Origin of the sequence: Hymenobacter sp. PAMC 26628, from assembly GCF_001562275.1 — a bacterium.
In the GTDB taxonomy this organism is placed as follows: Bacteria; Bacteroidota; Bacteroidia; order Cytophagales; family Hymenobacteraceae; genus Hymenobacter.
This window is the reverse complement of record NZ_CP014304.1, coordinates 1,082,306-1,103,436: the sequence shown is the minus strand read 5'-3', so window position 1 is coordinate 1,103,436 and position 21,131 is coordinate 1,082,306. Positions and strand designations below refer to the sequence as shown.

The 21,131-nt window shown below is 57.4% G+C and carries 18 protein-coding genes; 10 read left to right on the top strand and 8 right to left on the bottom strand.

Annotated features, from left to right (window positions below; all coding sequences use genetic code 11):
* Positions 1–72 precede the first annotated feature (72 nt).
* Positions 73–1,143, top strand: coding sequence for a M42 family metallopeptidase (locus AXW84_RS05145; protein ID WP_068229601.1), 1,071 nt, complete (start codon positions 73–75; stop codon positions 1,141–1,143).
* Between the two features lie 175 nt (positions 1,144–1,318).
* Positions 1,319–2,131 carry a helical backbone metal receptor gene (locus AXW84_RS05140; RefSeq protein ID WP_236943251.1) on the top strand — a complete coding sequence of 271 codons (813 nt, stop codon included), beginning with the start codon at positions 1,319–1,321 and terminating at the stop codon, positions 2,129–2,131.
* Here the strand turns inward: AXW84_RS05140 and AXW84_RS05135 are convergent.
* On the bottom strand, positions 2,115–3,365 hold the full coding sequence (locus AXW84_RS05135) for a 3-phosphoshikimate 1-carboxyvinyltransferase (RefSeq protein ID WP_236943250.1): 1,251 nt from the start codon (positions 3,363–3,365) through the stop codon (positions 2,115–2,117). The genes AXW84_RS05140 and AXW84_RS05135 overlap by 17 nt on opposite strands.
* A gap of 59 nt (positions 3,366–3,424) precedes the next feature.
* A complete protein-coding gene (locus tag AXW84_RS05130; RefSeq protein ID WP_068229594.1) occupies positions 3,425–4,465 on the bottom strand; it encodes a 3-dehydroquinate synthase in 1,041 nt (346 codons plus the stop codon).
* 277 nt (positions 4,466–4,742) lie between these two features.
* Between AXW84_RS05130 and AXW84_RS05125 the strand changes: the two genes are divergently transcribed.
* Both AXW84_RS05125 and AXW84_RS23055 read left to right on the top strand, forming a co-directional pair.
* Positions 4,743–7,745, top strand: coding sequence for a SusC/RagA family TonB-linked outer membrane protein (locus AXW84_RS05125; RefSeq protein WP_068229591.1), 3,003 nt, complete (start codon positions 4,743–4,745; stop codon positions 7,743–7,745).
* 27 nt (positions 7,746–7,772) lie between these two features.
* Positions 7,773–9,194 (top strand): RagB/SusD family nutrient uptake outer membrane protein, encoded by a 1,422-nt coding sequence (locus tag AXW84_RS23055; protein ID WP_162268244.1) that lies wholly within the window; start codon positions 7,773–7,775, stop codon positions 9,192–9,194.
* 81 nt (positions 9,195–9,275) lie between these two features.
* On the opposite strand, the gene AXW84_RS05120 is transcribed toward AXW84_RS23055, so the two are convergent.
* The 4 genes from AXW84_RS05120 to AXW84_RS05105 all read right to left on the bottom strand — a co-directional run bounded on the left by AXW84_RS05120 (position 9,276) and on the right by AXW84_RS05105 (position 11,633).
* Positions 9,276–9,506 carry a chorismate mutase gene (locus AXW84_RS05120; RefSeq protein WP_068229588.1) on the bottom strand — a complete coding sequence of 77 codons (231 nt, stop codon included), beginning with the start codon at positions 9,504–9,506 and terminating at the stop codon, positions 9,276–9,278.
* A 6-nt stretch (positions 9,507–9,512) separates the two neighbouring features.
* A complete protein-coding gene (locus AXW84_RS26490) occupies positions 9,513–10,211 on the bottom strand; it encodes an IS630 family transposase (protein ID WP_082773711.1) in 699 nt (232 codons plus the stop codon).
* Positions 10,208–10,570 carry a helix-turn-helix domain-containing protein gene (locus tag AXW84_RS26485; RefSeq protein ID WP_442905548.1) on the bottom strand — a complete coding sequence of 121 codons (363 nt, stop codon included), beginning with the start codon at positions 10,568–10,570 and terminating at the stop codon, positions 10,208–10,210. Before AXW84_RS26485 ends, AXW84_RS26490 begins: the two co-directional genes overlap by 4 nt.
* Positions 10,571–10,637: 67 nt before the next feature.
* Complete coding sequence (locus AXW84_RS05105; RefSeq protein ID WP_082773710.1) at positions 10,638–11,633, bottom strand: hypothetical protein; 996 nt, start codon at positions 11,631–11,633, stop codon at positions 10,638–10,640.
* A gap of 112 nt (positions 11,634–11,745) precedes the next feature.
* Between AXW84_RS05105 and AXW84_RS05100 the strand changes: the two genes are divergently transcribed.
* The 6 genes from AXW84_RS05100 to lysS all read left to right on the top strand — a co-directional run bounded on the left by AXW84_RS05100 (position 11,746) and on the right by lysS (position 19,984).
* Complete coding sequence (locus tag AXW84_RS05100) at positions 11,746–12,939, top strand: proline dehydrogenase family protein (protein WP_068229578.1); 1,194 nt, start codon at positions 11,746–11,748, stop codon at positions 12,937–12,939.
* Between the two features lie 202 nt (positions 12,940–13,141).
* The gene (locus AXW84_RS05095) at positions 13,142–13,510 is read left to right on the top strand and encodes a hypothetical protein (protein ID WP_068229576.1); all 369 of its coding nucleotides are present in this window, start codon (positions 13,142–13,144) and stop codon (positions 13,508–13,510) included.
* Between the two features lie 143 nt (positions 13,511–13,653).
* Positions 13,654–14,490: a hypothetical protein gene (locus tag AXW84_RS26380; RefSeq protein ID WP_335339484.1), complete on the top strand. Its 837-nt coding sequence runs from the start codon at positions 13,654–13,656 to the stop codon at positions 14,488–14,490.
* Between the two features lie 277 nt (positions 14,491–14,767).
* The gene (locus AXW84_RS05085) at positions 14,768–16,885 is read left to right on the top strand and encodes a carboxy terminal-processing peptidase (protein WP_236943249.1); all 2,118 of its coding nucleotides are present in this window, start codon (positions 14,768–14,770) and stop codon (positions 16,883–16,885) included.
* A 232-nt stretch (positions 16,886–17,117) separates the two neighbouring features.
* On the top strand, positions 17,118–18,209 hold the full coding sequence (locus AXW84_RS05080) for a hypothetical protein (protein ID WP_204248424.1): 1,092 nt from the start codon (positions 17,118–17,120) through the stop codon (positions 18,207–18,209).
* A gap of 245 nt (positions 18,210–18,454) precedes the next feature.
* Positions 18,455–19,984, top strand: coding sequence for a lysine--tRNA ligase (gene lysS, locus AXW84_RS05075; protein ID WP_236943248.1), 1,530 nt, complete (start codon positions 18,455–18,457; stop codon positions 19,982–19,984).
* A 196-nt stretch (positions 19,985–20,180) separates the two neighbouring features.
* On the opposite strand, the gene AXW84_RS05070 is transcribed toward lysS, so the two are convergent.
* Together AXW84_RS05070 and AXW84_RS26375 are read right to left on the bottom strand one after the other, a co-directional pair.
* Positions 20,181–20,450 (bottom strand): YtxH domain-containing protein, encoded by a 270-nt coding sequence (locus tag AXW84_RS05070; protein ID WP_068229568.1) that lies wholly within the window; start codon positions 20,448–20,450, stop codon positions 20,181–20,183.
* A gap of 83 nt (positions 20,451–20,533) precedes the next feature.
* A complete protein-coding gene (locus tag AXW84_RS26375) occupies positions 20,534–20,968 on the bottom strand; it encodes a CsbD family protein (protein WP_071891015.1) in 435 nt (144 codons plus the stop codon).
* Between the last annotated feature and the right edge of the window lie 163 nt (positions 20,969–21,131).

The following is a 21,131-nucleotide window of genomic DNA, read 5'->3' as shown; positions in this document are numbered from 1 at the left end:
ACGCGAATCTTTTCGCTCTTCAATTAGTTTCGCTGGCTAATTTTTTCGTTAGCAATTGACAACCTGTTTCTTATGCGTCCCGAATCGTTCGATTTTCTCCAGAAATACCTTAATAATCCCTCCCCAACTGGTTTCGAGCAAGAAGGCCAAAAGCTGTGGTTGGAATACTTGAAACCTTACATCGACAGCTACTTCGTCGACACGTACGGCACGGTGGTGGGCGTCATCAACCCCGAGGCGAAGTATAAAGTCGTCATTGAGGCCCACGCCGACGAAATTTCTTATTTCGTCAACTACATCACCAAGGAAGGCTACTTGTACCTGCGCCGCAACGGCGGCTCTGATCCGCTGGTAGCCCCTAGCAAGCGCGTCAACATCTTCGGCACCAAGGGCATCGTGAAGGCCGTGTTTGGCTGGCCGGCCATCCACGTGCGCAAAGCGGAGCAGGACAAAGCCCCCACCATTGAAACGGTATTCCTGGACTGCGGAGCCGCTAGCGCCGATGAAGTCGAAGAGATGGGCATTCACGTGGGCTCGGTCGTCACGTTCGAGGACGAGTTTACCGTGCTGAACGACAAATTTTACGTGGGCCGGGCCCTGGATAACCGCGTGGGCGGCTTCATGATTGCCGAAGTAGCCCGCTTGCTGAAGGAAAACGGCAAAACCTTGCCCTTTGGCCTGTACGTGGTAAACGCCGTGCAGGAGGAAATTGGCCTGCGCGGCGCCGAAATGGTGGCCCACCGCATCAACCCCGACGTGGCCATCGTGACGGACGTGACCCACGACAGCCAATCGCCGATGTACGACAAGAAGACGGCCGGCGACATTTCCTGCGGCAAGGGCCCCGTCATCACCTACGGCCCAGCGGTGCAAAACAACCTGCGCGACCTCATTACGGCCACGGCCCAGGACCAAAACATTGCCTTCCAGCGCGCCGCCGCCACCCGCTCGACCGGCACCGATACCGACGCGTTTGCCTACTCGGGTATGGGCGTAGCTTCGGCTCTCATCTCTCTACCGCTCAAATACATGCACACCACCGTAGAAACGGTGCACAAGGACGACGTGGAAGCGGTAATTCAGTTGATCTACGAAACCTTGCTGCGGATTGAGGACGGCCACGATTTCCGTTATTTTGCCTGAACAACGGATTTATCGGATTGGCCGGATTGGTCGGATTTTGAGGACGATTCGAAGTAATCGGTTATAGAGAAGGCCGCTTTTTTAGCGGCCTTTTTGTTGTTGTATTTAGCCTTAAAAACTACGGAGAGCCGAGGCTCAAGAAAATTGTATATCCCGTCAATCGTCCCCAGAATCCGTGGCATCCGACCAATCCGATAAATCCGTGGTTCAGACACCGCTCACCGTTACCGACCAGCTGGGCCGGCGGGTGGCTGTGCCGTTTCCGCCGCAGCGCATTGTGTCGTTGGTACCGTCCCAGACGGAATTATTGTTCGATCTGGGGCTGGGCCCGCGGGTGGTGGGCGTCACCAAGTTTTGCATTCACCCGCCGGAGGCCCGCCAGCAAGCAACGGTCATCGGCGGCACCAAAAACTTTGATTTTGCTAAAATTGCCGCTTGCCAGCCCGACCTCATCATTGGCAACAAAGAGGAAAATTACCAGGAAGGCATTGAGCAGCTGGCCGCGCAATACCCGGTGTGGCTGAGCGACGTGGCCGACCTGCCCGGGGCCCTGCGCATGATCAAGCAAGTAGGCTTCATAACCGGCAGGGCCCTGGTGGCAGATACTATGGCCGCTACTGTGGCCGAGCGGTTCGGGGCCCTGTCGGCGGCGGCGGCCCCGGAGTCGGCGGCCTACCTCATCTGGCGCAAGCCTTATCTGGCGGCCGCCACCGGCACGTTCATCGACGACCTGCTGGCACGGGCCGGCTTCACCAACGTGTTTGGGGCCTTGGGGCGCTACCCCGAAGTCACGTCGGAGCAGTTGGCCCGCGCCGCGCCCCAGCGCATTCTGCTATCTTCGGAGCCTTACCCCTTTAAAGAAAAACACGTGGCTGAACTTCAGAAAATTTGCCCATTAGCTCACGTTCAGCTGGTTGATGGCGAAATGTTTAGCTGGTACGGCAGTCGGCTACTGCACGCAGCGGATTACCTCAGCCAGCTTCGCTAACGGCAAAGCCAGCCTTAGCCAGCTCGCTCCAGAACTGCGGGTACGACTTGCGCACCACCTGCGGCGCGGCCACCACCAGGGGGCCCCGCAGGGCCAGCGGCGCGAAGGCCATGGCCATGCGGTGGTCGTGGTAAGTGGCCACGGTTTGGCCCGCCACTCGGAAGCCAGTAGACACGGCCCGGAACACGCCGGCCTCTACCTCTTGCAAATCGCCGCCAAACTTGGCCAACTCGGTTTGCAGTGCGGCAATGCGGTCGGTTTCCTTGATGCGGAGGCTTTCCAGACCAGTCATGTCGACGGGCAGGGCCAAGGCGGCGGCCACTACGGCCACGGTTTGGGCCAGATCGGGGCAATCGGTGAAATCCAGGCGGAGTATCTCCGAGCCACCCGGCCGGGGCCCCTGGCGCAGCTGCACGCCTCCCTCGGCGGGTAGGTAAGTGGTTTCGACGCCGAAGTGCGCCATGATGCCCGCAATGGCCTGGTCGCCCTGCAGCGAGTGCTGCCGCAGGCCGGGCAGCGTAATCTCGGAGCCGACGGGGCCCAGCGCCACCAGTGCATACCAGTAACTGGCTGCTGACCAGTCGCTTTCCACGGCGTAATTGGCGGCTTGGTAGCGGCCCGCGGGCACGGTTAATTGGGTGGCGTCGGCGTTGGCTTGGCAATGGACTCCGAAACGAGCCATTAGCGCCACCGTCATCTCTATGTAAGGGCGCGAGCCGACGGGACCGGTCAGGGTCAGCTTCAACCCACCGGGCAGGTAGGGCCCCACCATCAGCAGCGCCGAGATATACTGGCTGCTGATATCGCCGCGCACGCTCAGGCGTGTAGGCCCGGCACTAGCCGTACCTGGCACGAACCCGCCCAGCCGCAGCGGCGGGTACCCGTCGTTTGTCACGTAGGCAATCTCGGCCCCGGCCTGGCGCAGGGCCCCCACCAGCACGGCGATGGGCCGCTCCTGCATCCGCGGCGTGCCGGTCAGCTCGCCGCGCCAGCCAGTTACGGCCAGGTAAGCCGTCAGGAACCGCATGACGGTGCCTGCGTCTTCGGCGCTGAGCTGGTCCGTGCCTGGCGCAGCGGCCAGCAAGGCCAGCATCAGCTGGGTGTCGTGGGCGTCGGACAGGTTACTAAGCTGGCCGCCGCCAGCCAAAGCGTGCAGGATGAGGGCGCGGTTGGCCTCACTTTTAGAAGCGGGCAGGTGGGCCAGGCCGCGCAGGGGGCCCCCGGGCCAGCGCAAGGAAACGGAAGCTTCGATGGGATTCGTATATATAAGGTTAACGATGAGCCGCGGGGGCCCTACAATTTGTGGTAGTAGCGCAGGGCGGCCACGATATCGGCTTCGGTTACGGGCTGGTCGTACACGCCGTGGCCAATGCCCTGCAGCAGCGTGCAGTTGATGACGCCGGCGGCGTTCTTCTTGTCTTGCCGCGCAAAGTCAGCAATTGCTTCGGTTTCGAGTAGCACGAACTGAATTTTGTCGAACACCAAGAATACGAAGGTTTCGATGCGGTCCAGCTCCTCGGGGCTCAGCAGGCCACGCTGCACCGAGAGCCAGCTTTCGCAAACGAGGCCGGCGGCCACGGCCTCGCCGTGCAGCACTTCGCGGCCGGGCTGGGTGAGGAGGTAGCTCTCGAGGGCGTGCCCCACGGTGTGGCCGAAGTTGAGCAGCTTGCGGGGCCCCGACTCGAGCGGGTCGCTGGCCACCACGCGCTGCTTCAGCGCTACTGACTCCTGGATGATGGGCGTCCAGTCGTCGGTGAGCCAGCCCAGGCGGCGCTGCCGCTCGAAGGCATCGGCGTCGGCAATCAGCCAGTGCTTCAACACCTCAGCGTAGCCGGCCTTCAGCTGGCGCGGGTCGAGGGTGTTGAGCAACACTGGGGCAATGAACACCGCCAGCGGCTCTTGGAACACTCCCAAATGGTTCTTAAAACCCTGGTAGTCGACCCCAGTCTTACCCCCCACACTGGCATCTACCTGGGCCAGCAGCGTGGTGGGCACCTGCACAAAAGCCAGGCCCCGCTTGTACAGGGCCCCGCAAAACCCGCCTAGGTCCGTCACCACGCCGCCACCCACGTTCACCAGCAGGGCGTGGCGGTCGGCTTGCCGCTGGGTAAGCGCATCCCATACTAAGCCGCAGGTAGCCAAGGTCTTAAACTCTTCACCGGCGGGAATTTCGATGATGTGGTGGCCCGGTGGCAGCTGGGCTTCTAGCGCCGGCAGGCACAGCCGGGCAGTGTTGGCATCAACCAGCACAAACACTTGGCTAAACGCCGGGCGGCGCAAGTAAGCGGCCAGCTCGGCCAGGGCGGCGGAGCCAATGGTGACGGGGGCGTTCATGCGGCAAAAGTCAGCACAAAACCCGGCAGTTTGCGGCAATAGTTGCTCACTATAAACCAGGACGAGCCAAAACCCATCGTCGGAACCATTTTAAGCACGGCATTTCTACCAGTATGTATAAGCCTGATATTCTGATTTCTATCGTTGAAACCAATTTTGAATTACGGAAATTTACCTTGCTTAAAAAAAGCCTTCCCGCCTTGAATGGAAAACATATGATAATTTGCCCTCAGGTTTCATAACCATAGTCTTCATTTTTTAAATTTTTCCCATCAGTATGAAGCAGTTTTCCATTCTATTGTTCTTGATGCTTACGTGCCTTTTGCAGCAGGCCTTTGCCCAGGACAAGACATTATCGGGTCGGGTCACCGACTCCAATAGCCAAGGCATTCCCGGAGTAACGGTACTTGCCAAGGGCACGCGGGCCGGTACGGCCACCAATGCCAACGGCGATTTTTCGTTCAGCGCACCCGCTGGTACCACCACGCTGTCGTTCAGCTTCGTGGGCTACAAAACCGTAGAGCGCGACGTAACGTCGACCAACTCGGTAACGGTGGCATTGGAAGTGGCCCCCCGCGACCTTGACGAAGTGGTAGTGAACGGCTTGGCTTCTACAGTCAAACGTTCCAATCTTGCTAATGCAGTGACTACTGTGTCGGCGCAAGAGCTGTACGGAAGCACTCGGCCAGTAACTGTGGATGCGGCTTTGAGCGGCAAAGTTGTGGGAGCTAACATCAACGCTACTAGTGGCGCTCCCGGTGGTGGGGTATCGGTGCAATTGCGGGGTATTTCAACCCTCACGGGCAACGTGCAACCACTTTATGTAATCGACGGGGTATATGCAGTAAGCCAAGAAATTGGTAACGGCGCAGGCTCGTTGGCGTTCTCGGGGGCGTCAGGAGGCACCGGCCGTACTACCCAAGACAACGGCACCAACCGCATCTCAGACTTGAACCCAGCAGATATCGAATCTATTGAGATCTTGAAAGGCCCAAGCGCTGCGGCTATTTACGGCCAGCGTGCCAACGCTGGGGTAATTATCATCAAGACAAAGCGGGGCGTGGCTGGCCAAACTAAAGTCAACGTCAGCCAAGATTTGGGATTGCAATTTATTCAGCGCTACATCGGACATGAAGCCTTTAATGCGGATAAAATTACCCTCTTAGATGGTACGGGAGCGGGCGGCCAAGCTGAGCAAGCGAACTTCGCAGCTGCTCAAGCCAGCGGGAAAATCTACGATTACGAGAAAGAAGTGTTTGGTAACAAAGCTTTCATGCGCAACACCAACGTGAGCATATCGGGGGGCAACGACCGGACGAAGTTCTACGCTTCCGGTTCCAATACCCGCGAAGATGGCATCGTTAAAAATACGAACTATCAGCGCAGTTCCGTACGATTGAACTTAGACCAAAAGATTGGGTCATTCATTGATTTGAGCGTTAACAGCGGTTACTACAACTCTACTAACCGCCGCAGCTTCTTTGGCAACGACAACAACGGGGTATCGGTTGGCTACAACCTGCTTTCCATTCGGGATTATGATGAACTGCACCCTGACCCGATAACGGGCCTCTACCCTAATTCCCCCCGTACCGGCGATAACCCGCTCGCCATCATCGACCGCGCCATTAACCAAGAGACTACTAACCGCGTGACTTCGGCTAGTACCGCAACGGCGCATCTTTTTGAAAAAGAAAGCTCATCGTTGCGCTTAAGTGCCCAGGGTGGTATTGACTATGCAGGGTCGAACGCTTTATTGGCCCTCCCGTCCGACTTGCAATCACAGATAAGTGCTGCTTATCACGGTGTAGTTCGAGTGGCTAAAAACCAATTTTTCAACTATAACCTCAGCACCTTTCTTATTTACGACTGGAAGCTGGGTCCGTTGGCCTTGACCTCACAAGTAGGCGCTACTCGATTGGGTCTGAACGCGCAATTGCAGTATAGCCAGGGACAAAATCTGGCCCCTGGCCCACTGCAGCCTGACCGTGGAACTGTCATCACGCAGTTGACGACCATCCAGGATGAAACGGACGTAGGATATGTGGCTCAGCAGGAAGTAAATTTTAAGGACATTATTTTCGCCACGGGCGGTATTCGCCTCGATAAATCGAGCCGCAACTCTGACCCTACCAAACTTTACGCTTTTCCCAAGGCTTCATTAGCCGTCAACCTTGCCAAACTTGATGCATTCACGTTCAATAACGTAAACCTCATTAAACTGCGCGGTGCTTACGGCGAGACTGGTAACCCTCCCTTTTTCGGTTCTACTTTTTCGCCGCTGAGTACGATCAGCACAGGCGGTAACGTTGGCGTTGCTCCTTCAACGGTTGTGGGCAATTCTAGTATTGGTCCCGAGCGGGCAACTGAATTAGAACTCGGCATCGACCTGGGTTTCTTCAATAACCGAGTAACGCTTGAAGCGAGTGTTTACAACAAGAAAATTTTGAATTTCATCCAGCCTTACACGCTGGCTCCCGGCACTGGTGTAACCCAGATTCGTGCTTTTCCAGTGGGCGACCTGCGCAACCGGGGTCTCGAGTTATCGCTGGGCTTGATACCTGTGCAATCGGAAAATTTCCGTTGGACTTCCAGTACGCAGTTCTGGCTCAACCGGAGTCTTGTCACCCGCCTTACTGTACCAGTTACCAACCTAAATACTGGTTTCGGCAGCCGCTATGGCACGAACTTCCTAGCGCAAGGTGAATCGCCTACTCAGTGGTATGGTCGTCCAGCCGTGACGGACAATCCCGAACTATTGACCCGCTACGGTGACGCCCAACCTACTTTCCAGATGTCTTACTTGAACTCGTTCAATATATTCAAAAACTTTGACATCTCTTTCTTGCTGAACTGGAAGCAAAACAGCTATACCAGTAACCTGACGGTTACTAACCAAGATGGTTACGGTACCAGCCCCGACTGGAGCCAGCCCTACACCTCAACCAACGCTGCGGGTGTTACGACGACGCAACCCGTAGGCTTGGTACGCCCGGCGTTTAACGCTGACTATTATGTGCAAAATAGCGGCTACGTTCGCCTGCGTGAAGTATCGATTTATTACTCGCTACCCGCTGCTTTGCGCAGTAGCTTGTTCAAAGAATATGTCAATCGCTTGCAAATAGGTGTTTCGGGTAACAATTTGGTTACTTGGACAAAGTATAAAGGCTACGACCCAGAAGTTTCGAACTTTGGCTCGACCAACACCCAAGCACAAGTGGACGTGGTTGGTTACCCTTCAACGCGCCGCCTCTGGTTCCACATCAACTTGGGTTTCTAGTCAATCTTTTTCTCTTTGTATTATCTCATGCAAATTTCACTTAATATTAAGCCGCGCATTCTCATGCTAGCCGGAGCCATAACCGCGCTGATGGGTGCTTCAGGCTGTAGCCCGACCACAATTGACCCTATTACCGACCCCAATAACCCTAGCTTGGAAAGCGTTGCGAGCAACGCGTCACAGTCGCAGTTGGCAGCACTGGTAACCGGCACGGAAGCCCTTTTTCGTTTAGGTCACACTAATACCGGTCCTTACAACCAAATAACAGGTACCCTAGGGCGCGAAGTCATTATCTTGGCCAGTAATGAGCAGCGTTGGTACGGCGAAATTCTAGGTACTGGCTCGACCCTGGACAATTCTGCTTTTTACTCCGTAGGATCTTATAATACCTTCGCCCGCCTGAACCGCGCCGCAAATATCTTGCGTCAGTCCACTCAGGCTACTTCGGTCGTTACCGACGCACAGAAGCAAGGTATTCTAGGGTTTGCTGATACCTACGAAGCTTTAGGCAAGTTGCATTTAATCAATTTGATGGGTGAAAATGGCATTCGCATCGACGTAGCTGATTTCCAGCACCCTGGTAAATTTACTGCCGGTTCGGCTCCAGCATTGGCCAATATCCGCCAGCTTCTTGACCAAGGAGCAACTGAATTGGGGAAAGCGGGAACTTCCTTCGCCTTTATTTTATCCGCTGGGTACACGGGATTTAATACTCCCGCTACATTTTTGCAGTTCAACCGGGCCTTAGCCGCCCGGGTAGCATTATACCAAGGTGATAATGCCGGAGCATTAACGGCCTTAGGTGCCTCCTTTTATTCCCAAACTGGTTCGCTGTCGGTGGGCCCCCTACTTACTTTCAGCCCCGGTACCGGCGGTGACGAAGCTAATTTATACTACCAAGCCCTTAACCAAGGACCTTCGACTTTGGTAACGGTACCGGATAATTTCGTGAACGAAGCCGAAGCTGGTGATTTACGCCTTAGCAAAGTATCTAAACGAATTGTGGATCCAGCCGTCGCAGGCACGGGACCACGTACCCTTGGTGGCATCACAGGCACCTACGAGCCCACTATATACACGTCGCCAGCAGCTCCGCTGAGTATCATTCGCAATGAAGAGTTAATTCTCATCTCAGCGGAAGCGAAAGCGAAAACCAACAATTTGGCAGGTGCGGTGGCCGACATCAATGTTATTCGTACCAAAGCCGGTGGACTGCAAGCTTACTCCGGGGCCGTGACGCAAGACGACCTGATAAACGAAATTTTGCGCCAACGTCGGTACTCACTCTTTTACGAGGGACAATTCTGGGTCGACTTACGTCGATTGGGTAAATTAAATCCTACCCCTACACCTAACATTACGCTAGCTTTTTCGACCGGTAAGTTCAAGTTATTCGACCGCTTGGCAAAACCATTCGCCGAAGTTGCTTGGGACCAAGCCAATCCGTAAACCGCGGTTTGACAACAAACAAAAGGGCTGCTCATAGAGCAGCCCTTTTGTTTGTTGTCAAACCGCGATAGTAGCGGTATGCTACAGTCCCGGCCCGAGATGTAAGTCCCCATCCACGGCCCCCCCATTAAGTACTTCCGTCTGCTTGCGGATGCTTTCCAAGTGAATTAACTTGTATAGTTCCCCCACAAAATCCTTGTTAACGTGCAGCGTTTCGGCCCAAGCCGAGCGGGTGGCGAAGATTTCCTTCCAGCGGTCGAACTGGAGGATTTTAACGTCGTTGGCTTTTTTGTATTCAGCTAGTTCTTCCACTAGTGCCTAGTCAGGGGAATTATTTGCACAAACCTTTTGATAATGGCGGGAGAGTTTCTGTCGGGCCTTGTCAAGCGAAAATTGCCAGTTGACGGTTGCTCGCCGGGCATTGCGCTCCGCCACGCAGGCGTCGACGTGCGCGCGCAGTTCGTCTTGGGTGGGAATGCGCTGGTGCAGGCACTGGCGGGCAATGGCCGATAGTTCGAGTTCGACCATGTTAAGCCAGGAGGCATTTTTGGGTGTGTAGTGGACCTCGAAGCGGGCGGCTAGGGCGCGGGCCTGGGCGGCGGGCAGATGCTGGTAGAAGACGGCATCGGTGTGGGTGTTGAGGTTGTCCTGGACTAGCACGATTTTCTGGGCCTGGGGGTAAGCAGCGTCCAGCGCTTGCATAAAGCGGCAATAGTCGGCCCCGGTGCGGCGGGCCGACACCTCGACCAGGCGCTGCCCCGTGCCCGGCTCGAAGGCCGCCAGTAGGCAGGCCGTACCCTGACGCACATACGTGCTGCTTTCGCGCCGGGGACGGCCGACTTTGGCGGGTCGCTCGCCCACTGCGGGCTGGGCCGGCACAGGCGGCAGCGGTTCGACGGGCTGGCCGTGCAGCACGCAAGGGCGTTCATCGAAACAGACCACCGGAAACTGCGGGTCGTGGACCCGCTCATAGACGGCCAGTACGTCTTCCATACGGGCCAGGAAGGCGGCGTTCATTTCGCCCAGGCACCAGTGTTGCTGGCGGTGGGGCTGTAGCTCGTTTTTTTGAGCACCTGGCTCACGGTTTCGTGCGAAATGGTGTCCACCAGGCACGATTCTACGGCTTTGTCGGCCAGCAGGCGCAGGGTCCAGCGACTGTGCCCTATCGGAGCCGGGGTGCAGGCCAGGGCCGTGAGCGCGGCGCGGGCCGCCCCGTCAAAGCGCCGCGGACCGCCGCTGCGCGGGGCCTCGCCGAGCGCCGTGGCCAGCCCCTGCTCGACGTAGCGGCGGCGCACCTGATATACCGTCTGCACGCAGCAACCCAACTCAGCCCCGACAGGGTAGCCGCTCACCCCATCAGCCAGCCGCAACAGCATCCGCCCGCGTTGGACTGTGCGCCCGGCGTGCCGGCCTTTGCGCGTTAAGCTTTCAATAGTCAGGCGATCAGCCGATGACAGGATAAATGGTGTGAGTGGTCTTCCCATTCAACGGCAACGACCTGCCTCTCTTTTTGTTCGAAAAACTCCCCTGACTAAGCACTAGGGCCATGCGACGGGCCAGGGCCTCCACAATTTCGCGGTCGGCCACGTCCATTTTTTGGCGCAACTCTTCGGCTTTGGCTTGGTAGTCCTCGTTGCTGGAGGAACGGCGGCGGTACTTCAGCTCGCTGAATATTTCGCCCAGCCGCGCGGGCGTCACCTGCTGCTCAGCGTCGCTGAGGGCATGATCGGGGTCGGGGTGGGTTTCGATGATGAGGCCGTCGTAGTCTAGGTCCAGCGCCTTTTGGGCGATGGGCAGCAGCAAATCGCGCCGGCCGGCCATGTGGCTGGGGTCGCAGATGAGCGGGATGTGGGGGAAGCGGGTTTTCAGCTCGATGGCCAGCATCCAAGTGGGCGGGTTACGGTACTTGCTGGGCGCAAACGTGCTGAACCCGCGGTGGATTGCTGCCAAATCGGTGATGTCGGCGCGCGCCAGCCGCTCCAGGGCCCCCGCCCACAGCGACACGTCGGGATTCACAGGGTTTTTTACCATCACCGGCACGCCGGTTCCGGCCAGGGCGTCGGCCAGTTCCTGCACCGCGAAAGGATTGACGGTGGTGCGGGCCCCAATCCAAAGCACTTGGATGCCGTGAGCCAAGGCTTCTTCCACGTGGCGCGGGGTGGCCACTTCAATGGCTACGGGCAGGCCAGTTTCCTGCGTTACGCGTTGCAACCACGGCAAAGCTGCCGACCCGGCGCCTTCAAATGAGCCCGGGCGGGTGCGCGGCTTCCACACCCCAGCCCGGAATAAATCGACGTTGCCCAGCGCTTGCACGCCGCGGGCGGTGGCCAGGGTTTGGGCCTCGGTTTCGGCCGAACAGGGCCCGGCGATGAGAAGCGGCCGGCTCTTGCGGGCCAGCAAACGGGTAAAAAAAGTAGCAGGGGACGTCGTAATTTCCATGTTATCGCAAAGATGGGGACCTGCTTGCGAAACGTTCGGTTCCCAGGCTGTTGTTTAGCGGCTAACTTCGCACCTGCTGGGGCCCCTCGGTACCAGACGTAACCACTACTGTATGACCGCTCCCACCCTGGCCCCCCCCATTTCGTTCGACAATACCCAAATTGCCTTCGCGGCCAAGTCGGATACCCAGCTGCGCAAAATATATGGCCTGTTTGCGGCCATGAACAACAACGGCCTCGTGAAAACTGGCAGCAGCCTCATGCAAGCCGCGCTAAAATGGGGATTCCCAGGCACTAAGTTTCTCATCAAGCATTCCATTTTTGAACAGTTTTGCGGGGGCGAAACCATTGCCGAATGCCGCCCGGTGGTGGCCGCCCTGGGGCGCTACGGCATTGGCACCATCCTCGATTATTCGGTGGAAGGCGAAGGCAACGACGCCAGCTACGACCGCACCCGCGACGAGCTGCTGGCCACCATTGAAGAAGCGCACCGTTCGGCGCACATTCCGTTCTCAGTGTTCAAAGTAACGGGTGTAGCCAGCGCGGCCATCCTGGAGAAAATTCAGGCTGGGCAAGCCCTAACGGCCGTAGAGCAAGCAGCCCACGCGCGCGCCGTAGCGCGCGTGGAGGCGCTTTGCGCCCGATCTCATCAATATGGCATCCGGTTGTTTGTTGACGCCGAGGAAAGCTGGTTCCAGCACACCATCGACGCACTGGCCGACGAGATGATGGCCAAGTACAACCACGAACAGGCCATTGTATGGAACACCTACCAGCTTTACCGGCACGACCGCTTGGAGGCGCTGCAAGCTGCCCACGACGCGGGGGCCCAGGCGGGATACTACGTAGGCGCCAAGCTAGTACGCGGGGCCTACATGGAAAAAGAGGCCCGCGTGGCCCAGCAACGCGGCTATCCTACGCCTATCAATCCCAGCAAGCAGGTCACCGACGACCTTTACGACGAGGCCCTGCGCTACTGCGTGCAGCATGTGGCCCGCATCAGCTTTTGCGCCGGCACCCACAACGAGGCCAGCTCACTGTTGCTCACCCAGCTGATGCAGGAGGCAGGCTTAGCCCCGGGCGATACGCGCGTTTGGTTTGCCCAGCTCTACGGCATGAGCGACAACCTTAGCTACAACTTGGCCCACGCCGGCTACCACGTAGCCAAGTACTTACCCTACGGCCCTGTCGAATCCGTGATGCCGTACCTGCTGCGCCGCGCCAACGAAAACACGGCCATTGCCGGCCAAAGCAGCCGCGAATTTTTGCTGGTGCAGCGCGAGTTGCGCCGCCGCCGGAGCCGGTAATGGGGCCCCAGCGCGCAGCTTGGCATTACAATTGCCTGCGATAAGGCGCCGGTCGCGGCCGGAATTGTCCGGCCGCTCCGTTTCCGAACCGTGGTGCCATATCCCTGCTGGGGGTGGCACCACCCGGTTCGGCTATTTTTATGGGGTCGGCGCGCCGGACCATCTATTTTTTTTCGCACAGGCTGCCCCCTTTTCGTTTATTATGACTGGTCGCATCCGCACCTACCTCATCCGCTACGCCCGCCAACAGACCGGCACCGTTAGTTACCTTACCCTGGTTCAGGAAGCTGAGTTAGGCTTGAACCTCGATATTTCGCACGAAAAATCGCGCCTGAACGAAATGCTCGCGGAAATATCCGCCACCGAGCACACTGAAGGCAGGCCCCCGCTGAGTTGCTTAGTAAAAGTGCCCGGCTCGAAAGGCCAGGGCGACAATTTTTATAAATTATGCGAGAAGCTCGGCATGGGTGAATGGCGCACCCTCAAGCAGGACGAGGACTTCCTAAAATACCTGGTGCGCACATGCCGAGACTTTTGGCTTGACGATGCCAACTTTCAAAAGTTTTCGTGAGACCAACAGTTGAGTGCTAGCGACCCGTTTTCGTAGCAAGTGATGAAAGATAACGCAACCCCCCGCGGGGCTACCCCGTTACAAACGCAGCCCGCGGCTCGCCGGGGCCCCTGTTTTCTTTCATTCACAATTCCCACGCTACCATGAACACCAACGATCCTAACAACCCGCAAAATTCAGGCACTGGTGCCGGCTCTAACTACGGCTCGGCCACTACAGGTACGGGCGTAGGCAACAGCAGCGGCCTCAGCAACGAGGTCACTAGCTACAATGCCGGCACGGGCGCTTCTACTACAAATGCTGCCAATACTGACCACGATTACAGCGCAACCCAGAAAGGTGCAGTTGTAGCTGGTTCGGCTGGAGCAGCTGTTGGTGCTGGCATCGACGCTGTGCAAAACACCGCTTCTGATGCTACTAACGCAGTAGGAAACGCCTTTACGGGCGACAACGCTGGGTATAAAGAGGGCAGCACGATGAGCGGCATTTTCCGTGACCGTGACAGTGCTGAAAAAACCTATAACTCGCTGCATTCGCGCGGTTACGGCAAGGACGATGTGAACTTGCTCATGTCGGATGAAACCCGCAAAACCCACTTCGGCGACGACACTGCCCACACGGACCTGGGCGACAAAGCCATGGAAGGTGCGGGCGTAGGCTCGGCTATCGGTGGTACAGCTGGCGCCATCATCGGGGCCATTGCGGCCATTGGCACATCAGTGGCGTTGCCCGGTTTGGGCTTGATCATCGCCGGTCCGCTGGCTGCAGCCTTGGCCGGTGCCGGTGCAGGGGGCCTCACCGGCGGTTTGGTGGGCGCACTCGTTGGCTCGGGCATCCCCGAGGAGCACGCTGCTGAATACGAAGAAGGCGTCAACAATGGCGGGATTGTGATGGGCGTGAAACCCCGGAACGCTGAAGACGCTAAATACTTTGAAGACGAGTTCCGCCGCAACAACGGCGATAAGATCTACAAGTACTAATTTTCTGGCAGTACTGCCATAATAAAAAGGCCGCTCCCACTGGGAGGGGCCTTTTTTATTGCGCCATGGCATCCGCAAAAATTGACTTTACGTAGAACTAACGGAGATTTTTAGTTGGCTGGGGCAGGGCACTTATTCGCCTACTGAGGGCGTTTATGAAGCAGACAGCTGCACTGCAAGGCCGCTGATGATTTCGCGTATATTTGATTTTTCTATCGTTTTCTCTTCGCTGATGTCATTTCCTCGCCTAAAAATTGGACTATATGCCTTCCTAGTGATGGCTGTATTTGTCCTGGCTTCGTACCGACTATTTCGCCGCAACACGGCAGCGGGCCCCACCAAGGAGCAAGTTCTCATTGGCACCATGGTGCAGGGCCTCAACAGTGCGCATTACCAACCCGAAAAACTGGACGACACGTTTTCTAAGCGGGTATTCGACTTGTCGCTGAAGCGCGACGACTACCGCAAAACTTTTTTGCTGGCCAGCGACATCGAGAACCTGCGCCGCTACCAGAACGACATCGACGACGAAGTAAAAACCGGCCGGCGCGACTTCTTCGACCTTAGCACCAAGCTGATGACCCAGCGGGTGAAGGAGATGCAGACGCTCTACCGCGAAATCTTGGCCAAACCCTTTGATTTCACCATAAGCGAGACTTTTCAAACGGACTTCGAGAAGGCCACTTGGCCTACCGATAAGGCCATTCAGCGCGAGCTGTGGCGCAAAATGCTGAAGTTTGAAACTTTGAGCCGGGTATCGGAGATGATGGAGGCCCAGGAAAAAGCCAAAACGGCGAAGCCCTCGGCCGCTACCACGGCCCCCGCGGCGGCCAACGCCAAGGCTCCCACGGCCCCCGAGCCGGTGCGCACGCCCGCCCAGATGGAAGCCGAAGCCCGCAAGCGCGTGCTAAAAACCTACGACGACCAGTTTGCTGATCTGTTGGACGTTGATGCCAATGAGCAATTAGCTAATTATGCCAACGTCATTGCGAACACTTATGACCCGCACACCGACTACTTTGCGCCCAAGGCCAAGGAAGATTTTGACTACCAGCTCACCGGCCGCTTCGAGGGCATTGGGGCCCAACTGCGGGAGAAGGACGGGTTGATTTACATCGAGGATATTCTACCCGGTTCGGCTTCGGCCCGGCAAGGCGAATTGAAAAAGGGCGACGCCATTTTGCGCGTGGCCCAGGGTGCCGCCGAGCCGGTGAGCATCGAGGGCTGGCGCATTACGAAGGCCGTGACGCTCATTAAGGGCAAGAAAGGCTCGGAAGTACGCCTTACGGTGCGCAAGGCCGATGGTACGACTAAAGTGGTGCCTATTATCCGCGACGTGGTAATCAACGACGAAGCCTACGCCCGTTCGGCGGCCATTACTGATAAAAACCAGAAGTTTGGCTACTTGGATTTGCGCACGTTCTACGCCGATTTTAATAACGACGGTAGCCCCAACTCGTCGCAAGACGTGAAAAAAGAACTGGCCAAGATGAATCAGGAAGGTGTGAAAGGCGTCATCCTGGACTTGCGCTACAACGGCGGCGGTTCGCTGAACGACGCCGTGGATATGGGTGGCTTATTCATCGACAGTGGCCCCATTGTGCAGATTCGCGACGGCCGCGGCCGCACCACCGTGCTGGAGGACAAAGACCCACAAGTGCAGTACAGCGGGCCCCTGGTGATTCTGGTGAACAAGTACAGTGCCTCGGCTTCGGAAATCCTGGCTGCGGCCATGCAGGACTACAAGCGCGCCGTGATTGTGGGTTCGGCTAGCACTTACGGTAAGGGCACCGTGCAGCGCATTGTGGACTTGGATGAGAGCCTACCGAATGAATTGAACAGCCTCAAGCCTTTCGGCTCCTTGAAGTTTACCACTTCAAAGTTTTACCGCGTGAATGGAGGCTCAACTCAGTTCAAAGGCGTGGTGCCCGACATTGTGCTCCCCGACATGTATTCATACTTGGAGGAAGGCGAGAAGGGCTCGGACTACCCGCTGAAGTGGGATGAAATTGCTCCTGCTCGCTACCGCCCCTGGAATACTCAGCCGGCCTACGACAAGTTGCGCGCTGCTAGCAAAGCCCGCGTGGCCACCAGCCCCGGCTTCAACGTGATGACCGAAACCAGCCAGATGATGCTGGCCCGCAAGAAGGAATCGATTGAATCGCTGAACCTAGTAACGTACCGCGCCAAGCAGCGCCAGAACAAGGTGGAAGCCGATAAGTACGACGCTGCCCAAAAGGCTACCACTGCCCTAGCTTTCTCGCCCCTACGCGCCGACGTGCAAGCCGCCAACGGCGATACGATAAAGATTAATCGTGATCAGCGGTTCACTAAGAATCTCAAGAAGGACATCATCATCGGTGAAGCTGTTTCTATCATCGAAGACCAGTTGTAGGGCCCCAGGCTCCTGACGTTTTCAAAGCCCTCAACCTTGCGGTTGAGGGCTTTTTTTATGCTTTTCTTTAGCTACTATACCTGTTAGTAAATCGCCTGTTAAAAATTATTTTCAATACCCTTAAAATATTTTTTTCAACTTACTAATAATCAACATTATACTAATAATAATAGATTGTTAAAATAATTAGTAAACAGGCAACTAAAAAGCCGATTGAAAGTGTTTATCCGGTATGACGACGACGCACGAAGAAACCCGCATCATCCCGCTCATCCCGCAGGCCGACCTGGGGGCCCCTGAGCCGCAGCAACTGGTAGCCGATGAGGCTTGGCGCAAGTCCATTCCGGCGCAGGTATTCCTGAACTACTTTTTCGCCATCAACTACCACATCCAAGAAAGCGACGACGTGCTGGGTGGTTTGCAGCACCTGCCGTTTTTCCGCAACCACGCGGCCGAGTTGGGCGACGCCGACGTGGCGGCTCTGACGAAGCTGTTGCACACGTGCTGGAGCACGGAGTACGCCCTGCGCGCCACGGCCGAGTTGGGCGACGATAACTTCCTACGCAACGCCTTGCACTGGACGTTTCCGCAGGCTTACCACGCCATTCTTTCGGGCCTTCAGGCCTTTTTGTACACCACTGGCGTGCGTAGCAATAACAACCAGCTGGTGCGCCGCGAGGTAGGCCGGTTGGTGGTGAAGAACGCCTACCCGCGCCCGGTGTCGTTCTATGCCGCGGGGGCCTATGGCGACTTTAGCATCCACCGGTTGCCGCTGGCGGGCTATAAGGCCGGGCTGCACATTGCCAGCAAGGAGATTGACGCCCAGGCCCAGATCGGCCAGTTCCTGCGCACCACGCGCAAGATGAAGGCCCAGTGGACCCGCACCCAGGTGCAAGCCAATCCCAACACGGCCATCCGCAGCCAGAAAACCGGACGGCCCCTTGATAAGTGGACCGCCGCGCACTGGCAGCAGATTACCTGGCGGCTGGGCTACACTACCATCTTCGACTTGCTGGGCCGCCTGCGCATCTCGCAGAGCAGCCGCGAGATTGAGCGCTACGTGGAAGCCGATATTGATTTCAAACTCTTCCACGCCTCGCTGCTCAACATTGTGAGCTACCTCAACGGCATTCACGAAACCTACGTGGCCAAGGCCTTAGGCCTGGAGCGCTACCGGAAACTGGTAGCCGATTTGCCGGCGCACCTCCAGGCCGGCTTTGTGCAGGAGCGTTTGCGCACCCGCGTCGAGCCTGTATTGGCCCCCACGCCGCCCACTGCCCCGGCCGTGGCCGTGGAGGCGCCCAACTACCGCATGGCCGCCTAAATTGCGGATTTTGGGAATGACCGTTAGCAATATTGTTGTTGACGGCCGAACCAGTAGCGCTTGCTGGAGTTTTATTACTGAAAAGCCGCTCCCTTTTAGGAGCGGCTTTTTCATTGGCTACTTTTGCGGCGGCCTTGCCTCGCCGTCTGCTCGCTCAATGGAGCACCGGGCGCAGGGCCCCACGGGTGCACAACCCCAGCAGCCGTCCCCAAAATCTGAAAAATCCGCCCTAATCCGCAAAATCCGTGATTCATTTAAGCGAACAAGAACTCCAGCGCCGCCACAAACTCGAAGAGCTGGAAAAGCTGGGCGTGGAAGCCTACCCGTCGGAGTTGTTCGACGTGACGTTCTACGCCAAGGAAATCCACGACAACTACCACCCCGAGCTGAACAACTTCCAGGAAGTGAGCCTGGCGGGCCGGCTAATGTCGCAGCGCGTGATGGGCAAGGCCTCGTTTGCAGAGCTGATGGACACCTCGGGCCGCATCCAGCTTTACATCAACCGCGACGAAATTTGCCCCGGCGAGGACAAGACGTTGTACAACAACGTGTTCAAGAAGCTGCTCGACCTGGGCGACTTCATCGGCGTGAAGGGCCACGTGTTTGTGACGCAGGTGGGCGAAACGTCCATCCACGTGAAGGAGCTGAAACTGCTGGCCAAGGCTCTGCGCCCGCTGCCCGTAGTGAAGGAGAAAGTGGACGAGGCGACCGGCGAAAAAGTCGTTTACGATGCCTTCACCGACCCCGAACAGCGCTACCGCCAGCGCTATGTAGACTTGGTGGTGAACCCGCACGTGCGCGACACCTTCATCAAGCGGACGCAGCTGGTGCAATCCATGCGCAACTTCTTGAACGACAAAGGTTACCTGGAAGTAGAAACGCCGATTTTGCAGCCGCTGTACGGCGGCGCGGCGGCGCGGCCCTTCAAAACGCACCACAACACGCTGGACATGGCGCTGTACCTGCGCATTGCCAACGAACTGTACCTGAAGCGCCTGATTGTGGGCGGGTTCGACGGCGTATACGAGTTTAGCAAGGACTTCCGCAACGAGGGCATGTCGCGGTTTCACAACCCCGAGTTCACCCAGATGGAACTGTACGTGGCTTACAAAGACTACCACTGGATGATGGACCTGGTGGAGGAAATGGTGGAGCGCGTGGCCATGACGCTGCACGGCAAAACCGAGGTGCAGGTGGGCGAAAACGTCATCAACTTCCAGCGCCCTTGGCAGCGCCTGACGATGTTTGAGGCCATTGAGAAGTTCACCGGCCACGCCATTGGGGCCCTGGACGAGGCGGCCCTGCGCACCGTGGCCGACGCGCTGCACGTGAAGCTGGACCCCAGCATGGGCAAGTCCAAAATCATCGATGAGATTTTTGGGGAATACGTGGAGCCCAAGCTCATCCAGCCCACGTTCATCACCGATTATCCGGTGGAGATGTCGCCGCTGGCCAAAAAGCACCGCGACCACCCGGGCCTGGTGGAGCGGTTCGAAGCCATTTGCAACGGCAAGGAAATCTGCAACGCCTTCTCCGAGCTAAACGACCCGATTGACCAGCGCAAGCGCTTCGAGGGCCAGTTGGAACTGGGCAAGCGCGGCGACGTGGAGGCCATGGTGCTCGACGAGGACTTCCTCCGGGCCCTGGAGTACGGCATGCCGCCCACGGCCGGCCTGGGCATCGGCATCGACCGCCTGAGCATGATCATGACCAACTCCAATTCCATCCAGGATGTGTTGTTCTTCCCACAGATGAAGGCCGAAAAGCTGGATTAACTCGAAGGTCTAAAACGTAAAAAGGCCCGCACGATGAATCGTGCGGGCCTTTTTACGTTTTAGAGCTGAGTCAACGGCCACTTGGTGTAGAGACGCATCTTTGCGTCTGCTCGCGGCCCGGTTTCGGCCTAACGGAAGACGCAAGGATGCATTTCTACCCCGTGCCGGGGCCCTGATTATTGGCTGGAAGCCCTTATTAGTCGAGGGCTTGGGCTGACTCATCGCTCATCGAGCGCAGGAGGGCGTCGGCGGCTTGGTCGTCGGTGCCGGGCGCGGGGGCCGCAGGGGTTTTGCCCAAGGCCCGCTGGGCGCGCTTTTTCAGGTCGTCGGCCCATTTCGTGGCCGATTCGCGGAGCTGGGAGCGGGCCTCGTCGCCGGTTTCGGGGGCCAGCAGCAGGCCGGCTACGATGCCAGCCGTAGCGCCGGCCAGCAACGAAAAAATTACTTTGCCTTTGTCGTCGTTCATGGCGGTAAAAATTAAATAATCAGCTATGAAAAAGCCCCGTGCCGAATGGCACAGGGCTTTTTAAAGTAACTAACTTGGGAGCACTAGGCTTTCAAGTCGTTCAACATCTTGGTGATTTCGGCTTTGCCTTTGCCGAGCTTGTCTTGCAGCTTGCCGACGAGTTCGTCGCCTTTGCCTTCAGCATAGGTCAGGTCTTCGTCGGTGAGCTGGGCGTACTGCTGCTTCAGTTTGCCTTTCAGGTCGTCCCAGTTGCCTTGCAGGCGCAGGCTGCCGGCACCGGTCAGGTCTTCGAGCTTGCCCGAATACTCTTTGAATTTAGCTTCGAGGTCCGTGCTGATTTTGGTGGCTTGCTCGCCCAACTGGCCGCTGTACTTAGTGGCAGCGCCTTTCCAGTTTTCAAGGGTGTTCGAGCCTTTATCGGGGGCCAGCAGGATACCGGCGATGATGCCAGCGCCAGCACCGGCGAGGGCGGCGAGGAGAATTTTGCCGGCGTTATTGTCTTCTTCTTGGTACGACATGGGGAAGGGGTAAGAGAAAGTGAAAGAATCGTGAAAGAGCTGCGGGCCAGGGCCCGCAGCAGGGCATCTTTGAGCCTAATACGCTACGGCGCGGCGAGGGTTGAGGTACGGCCCCAAATTTTATGGCTCCACGCCCGGGGGCGCGTATTTTCGCCCCCTTGCC

Excerpts from the sequence above, each read along its gene's own strand:
- AXW84_RS26375 (WP_071891015.1), bottom strand. The coding sequence starts at position 20,968 with ATGTCGTACCAAGAAGAAGACAATAACGCCGGCAAAATTCTCCTCGCC.
- AXW84_RS05085 (WP_236943249.1), top strand. The coding sequence starts at position 14,768 with ATGGCTGTATTTGTCCTGGCTTCGTACCGACTATTTCGCCGCAACACG.
- AXW84_RS05070 (WP_068229568.1), bottom strand. The coding sequence starts at position 20,450 with ATGAACGACGACAAAGGCAAAGTAATTTTTTCGTTGCTGGCCGGCGCT.
- AXW84_RS26490 (WP_082773711.1), bottom strand. The coding sequence starts at position 10,211 with ATGAACGCCGCCTTCCTGGCCCGTATGGAAGACGTACTGGCCGTCTAT.
- AXW84_RS05130 (WP_068229594.1), bottom strand. The coding sequence starts at position 4,465 with ATGAACGCCCCCGTCACCATTGGCTCCGCCGCCCTGGCCGAGCTGGCC.
- AXW84_RS05095 (WP_068229576.1), top strand. The coding sequence starts at position 13,142 with ATGACTGGTCGCATCCGCACCTACCTCATCCGCTACGCCCGCCAACAG.
- AXW84_RS05145 (WP_068229601.1), top strand. The coding sequence starts at position 73 with ATGCGTCCCGAATCGTTCGATTTTCTCCAGAAATACCTTAATAATCCC.
- AXW84_RS05105 (WP_082773710.1), bottom strand. The coding sequence starts at position 11,633 with ATGGAAATTACGACGTCCCCTGCTACTTTTTTTACCCGTTTGCTGGCC.
- AXW84_RS05125 (WP_068229591.1), top strand. The coding sequence starts at position 4,743 with ATGAAGCAGTTTTCCATTCTATTGTTCTTGATGCTTACGTGCCTTTTG.
- AXW84_RS23055 (WP_162268244.1), top strand. The coding sequence starts at position 7,773 with ATGCAAATTTCACTTAATATTAAGCCGCGCATTCTCATGCTAGCCGGA.
- AXW84_RS26380 (WP_335339484.1), top strand. The coding sequence starts at position 13,654 with ATGAACACCAACGATCCTAACAACCCGCAAAATTCAGGCACTGGTGCC.
- AXW84_RS05080 (WP_204248424.1), top strand. The coding sequence starts at position 17,118 with ATGACGACGACGCACGAAGAAACCCGCATCATCCCGCTCATCCCGCAG.
- AXW84_RS26485 (WP_442905548.1), bottom strand. The coding sequence starts at position 10,570 with ATGCTGTTGCGGCTGGCTGATGGGGTGAGCGGCTACCCTGTCGGGGCT.
- AXW84_RS05100 (WP_068229578.1), top strand. The coding sequence starts at position 11,746 with ATGACCGCTCCCACCCTGGCCCCCCCCATTTCGTTCGACAATACCCAA.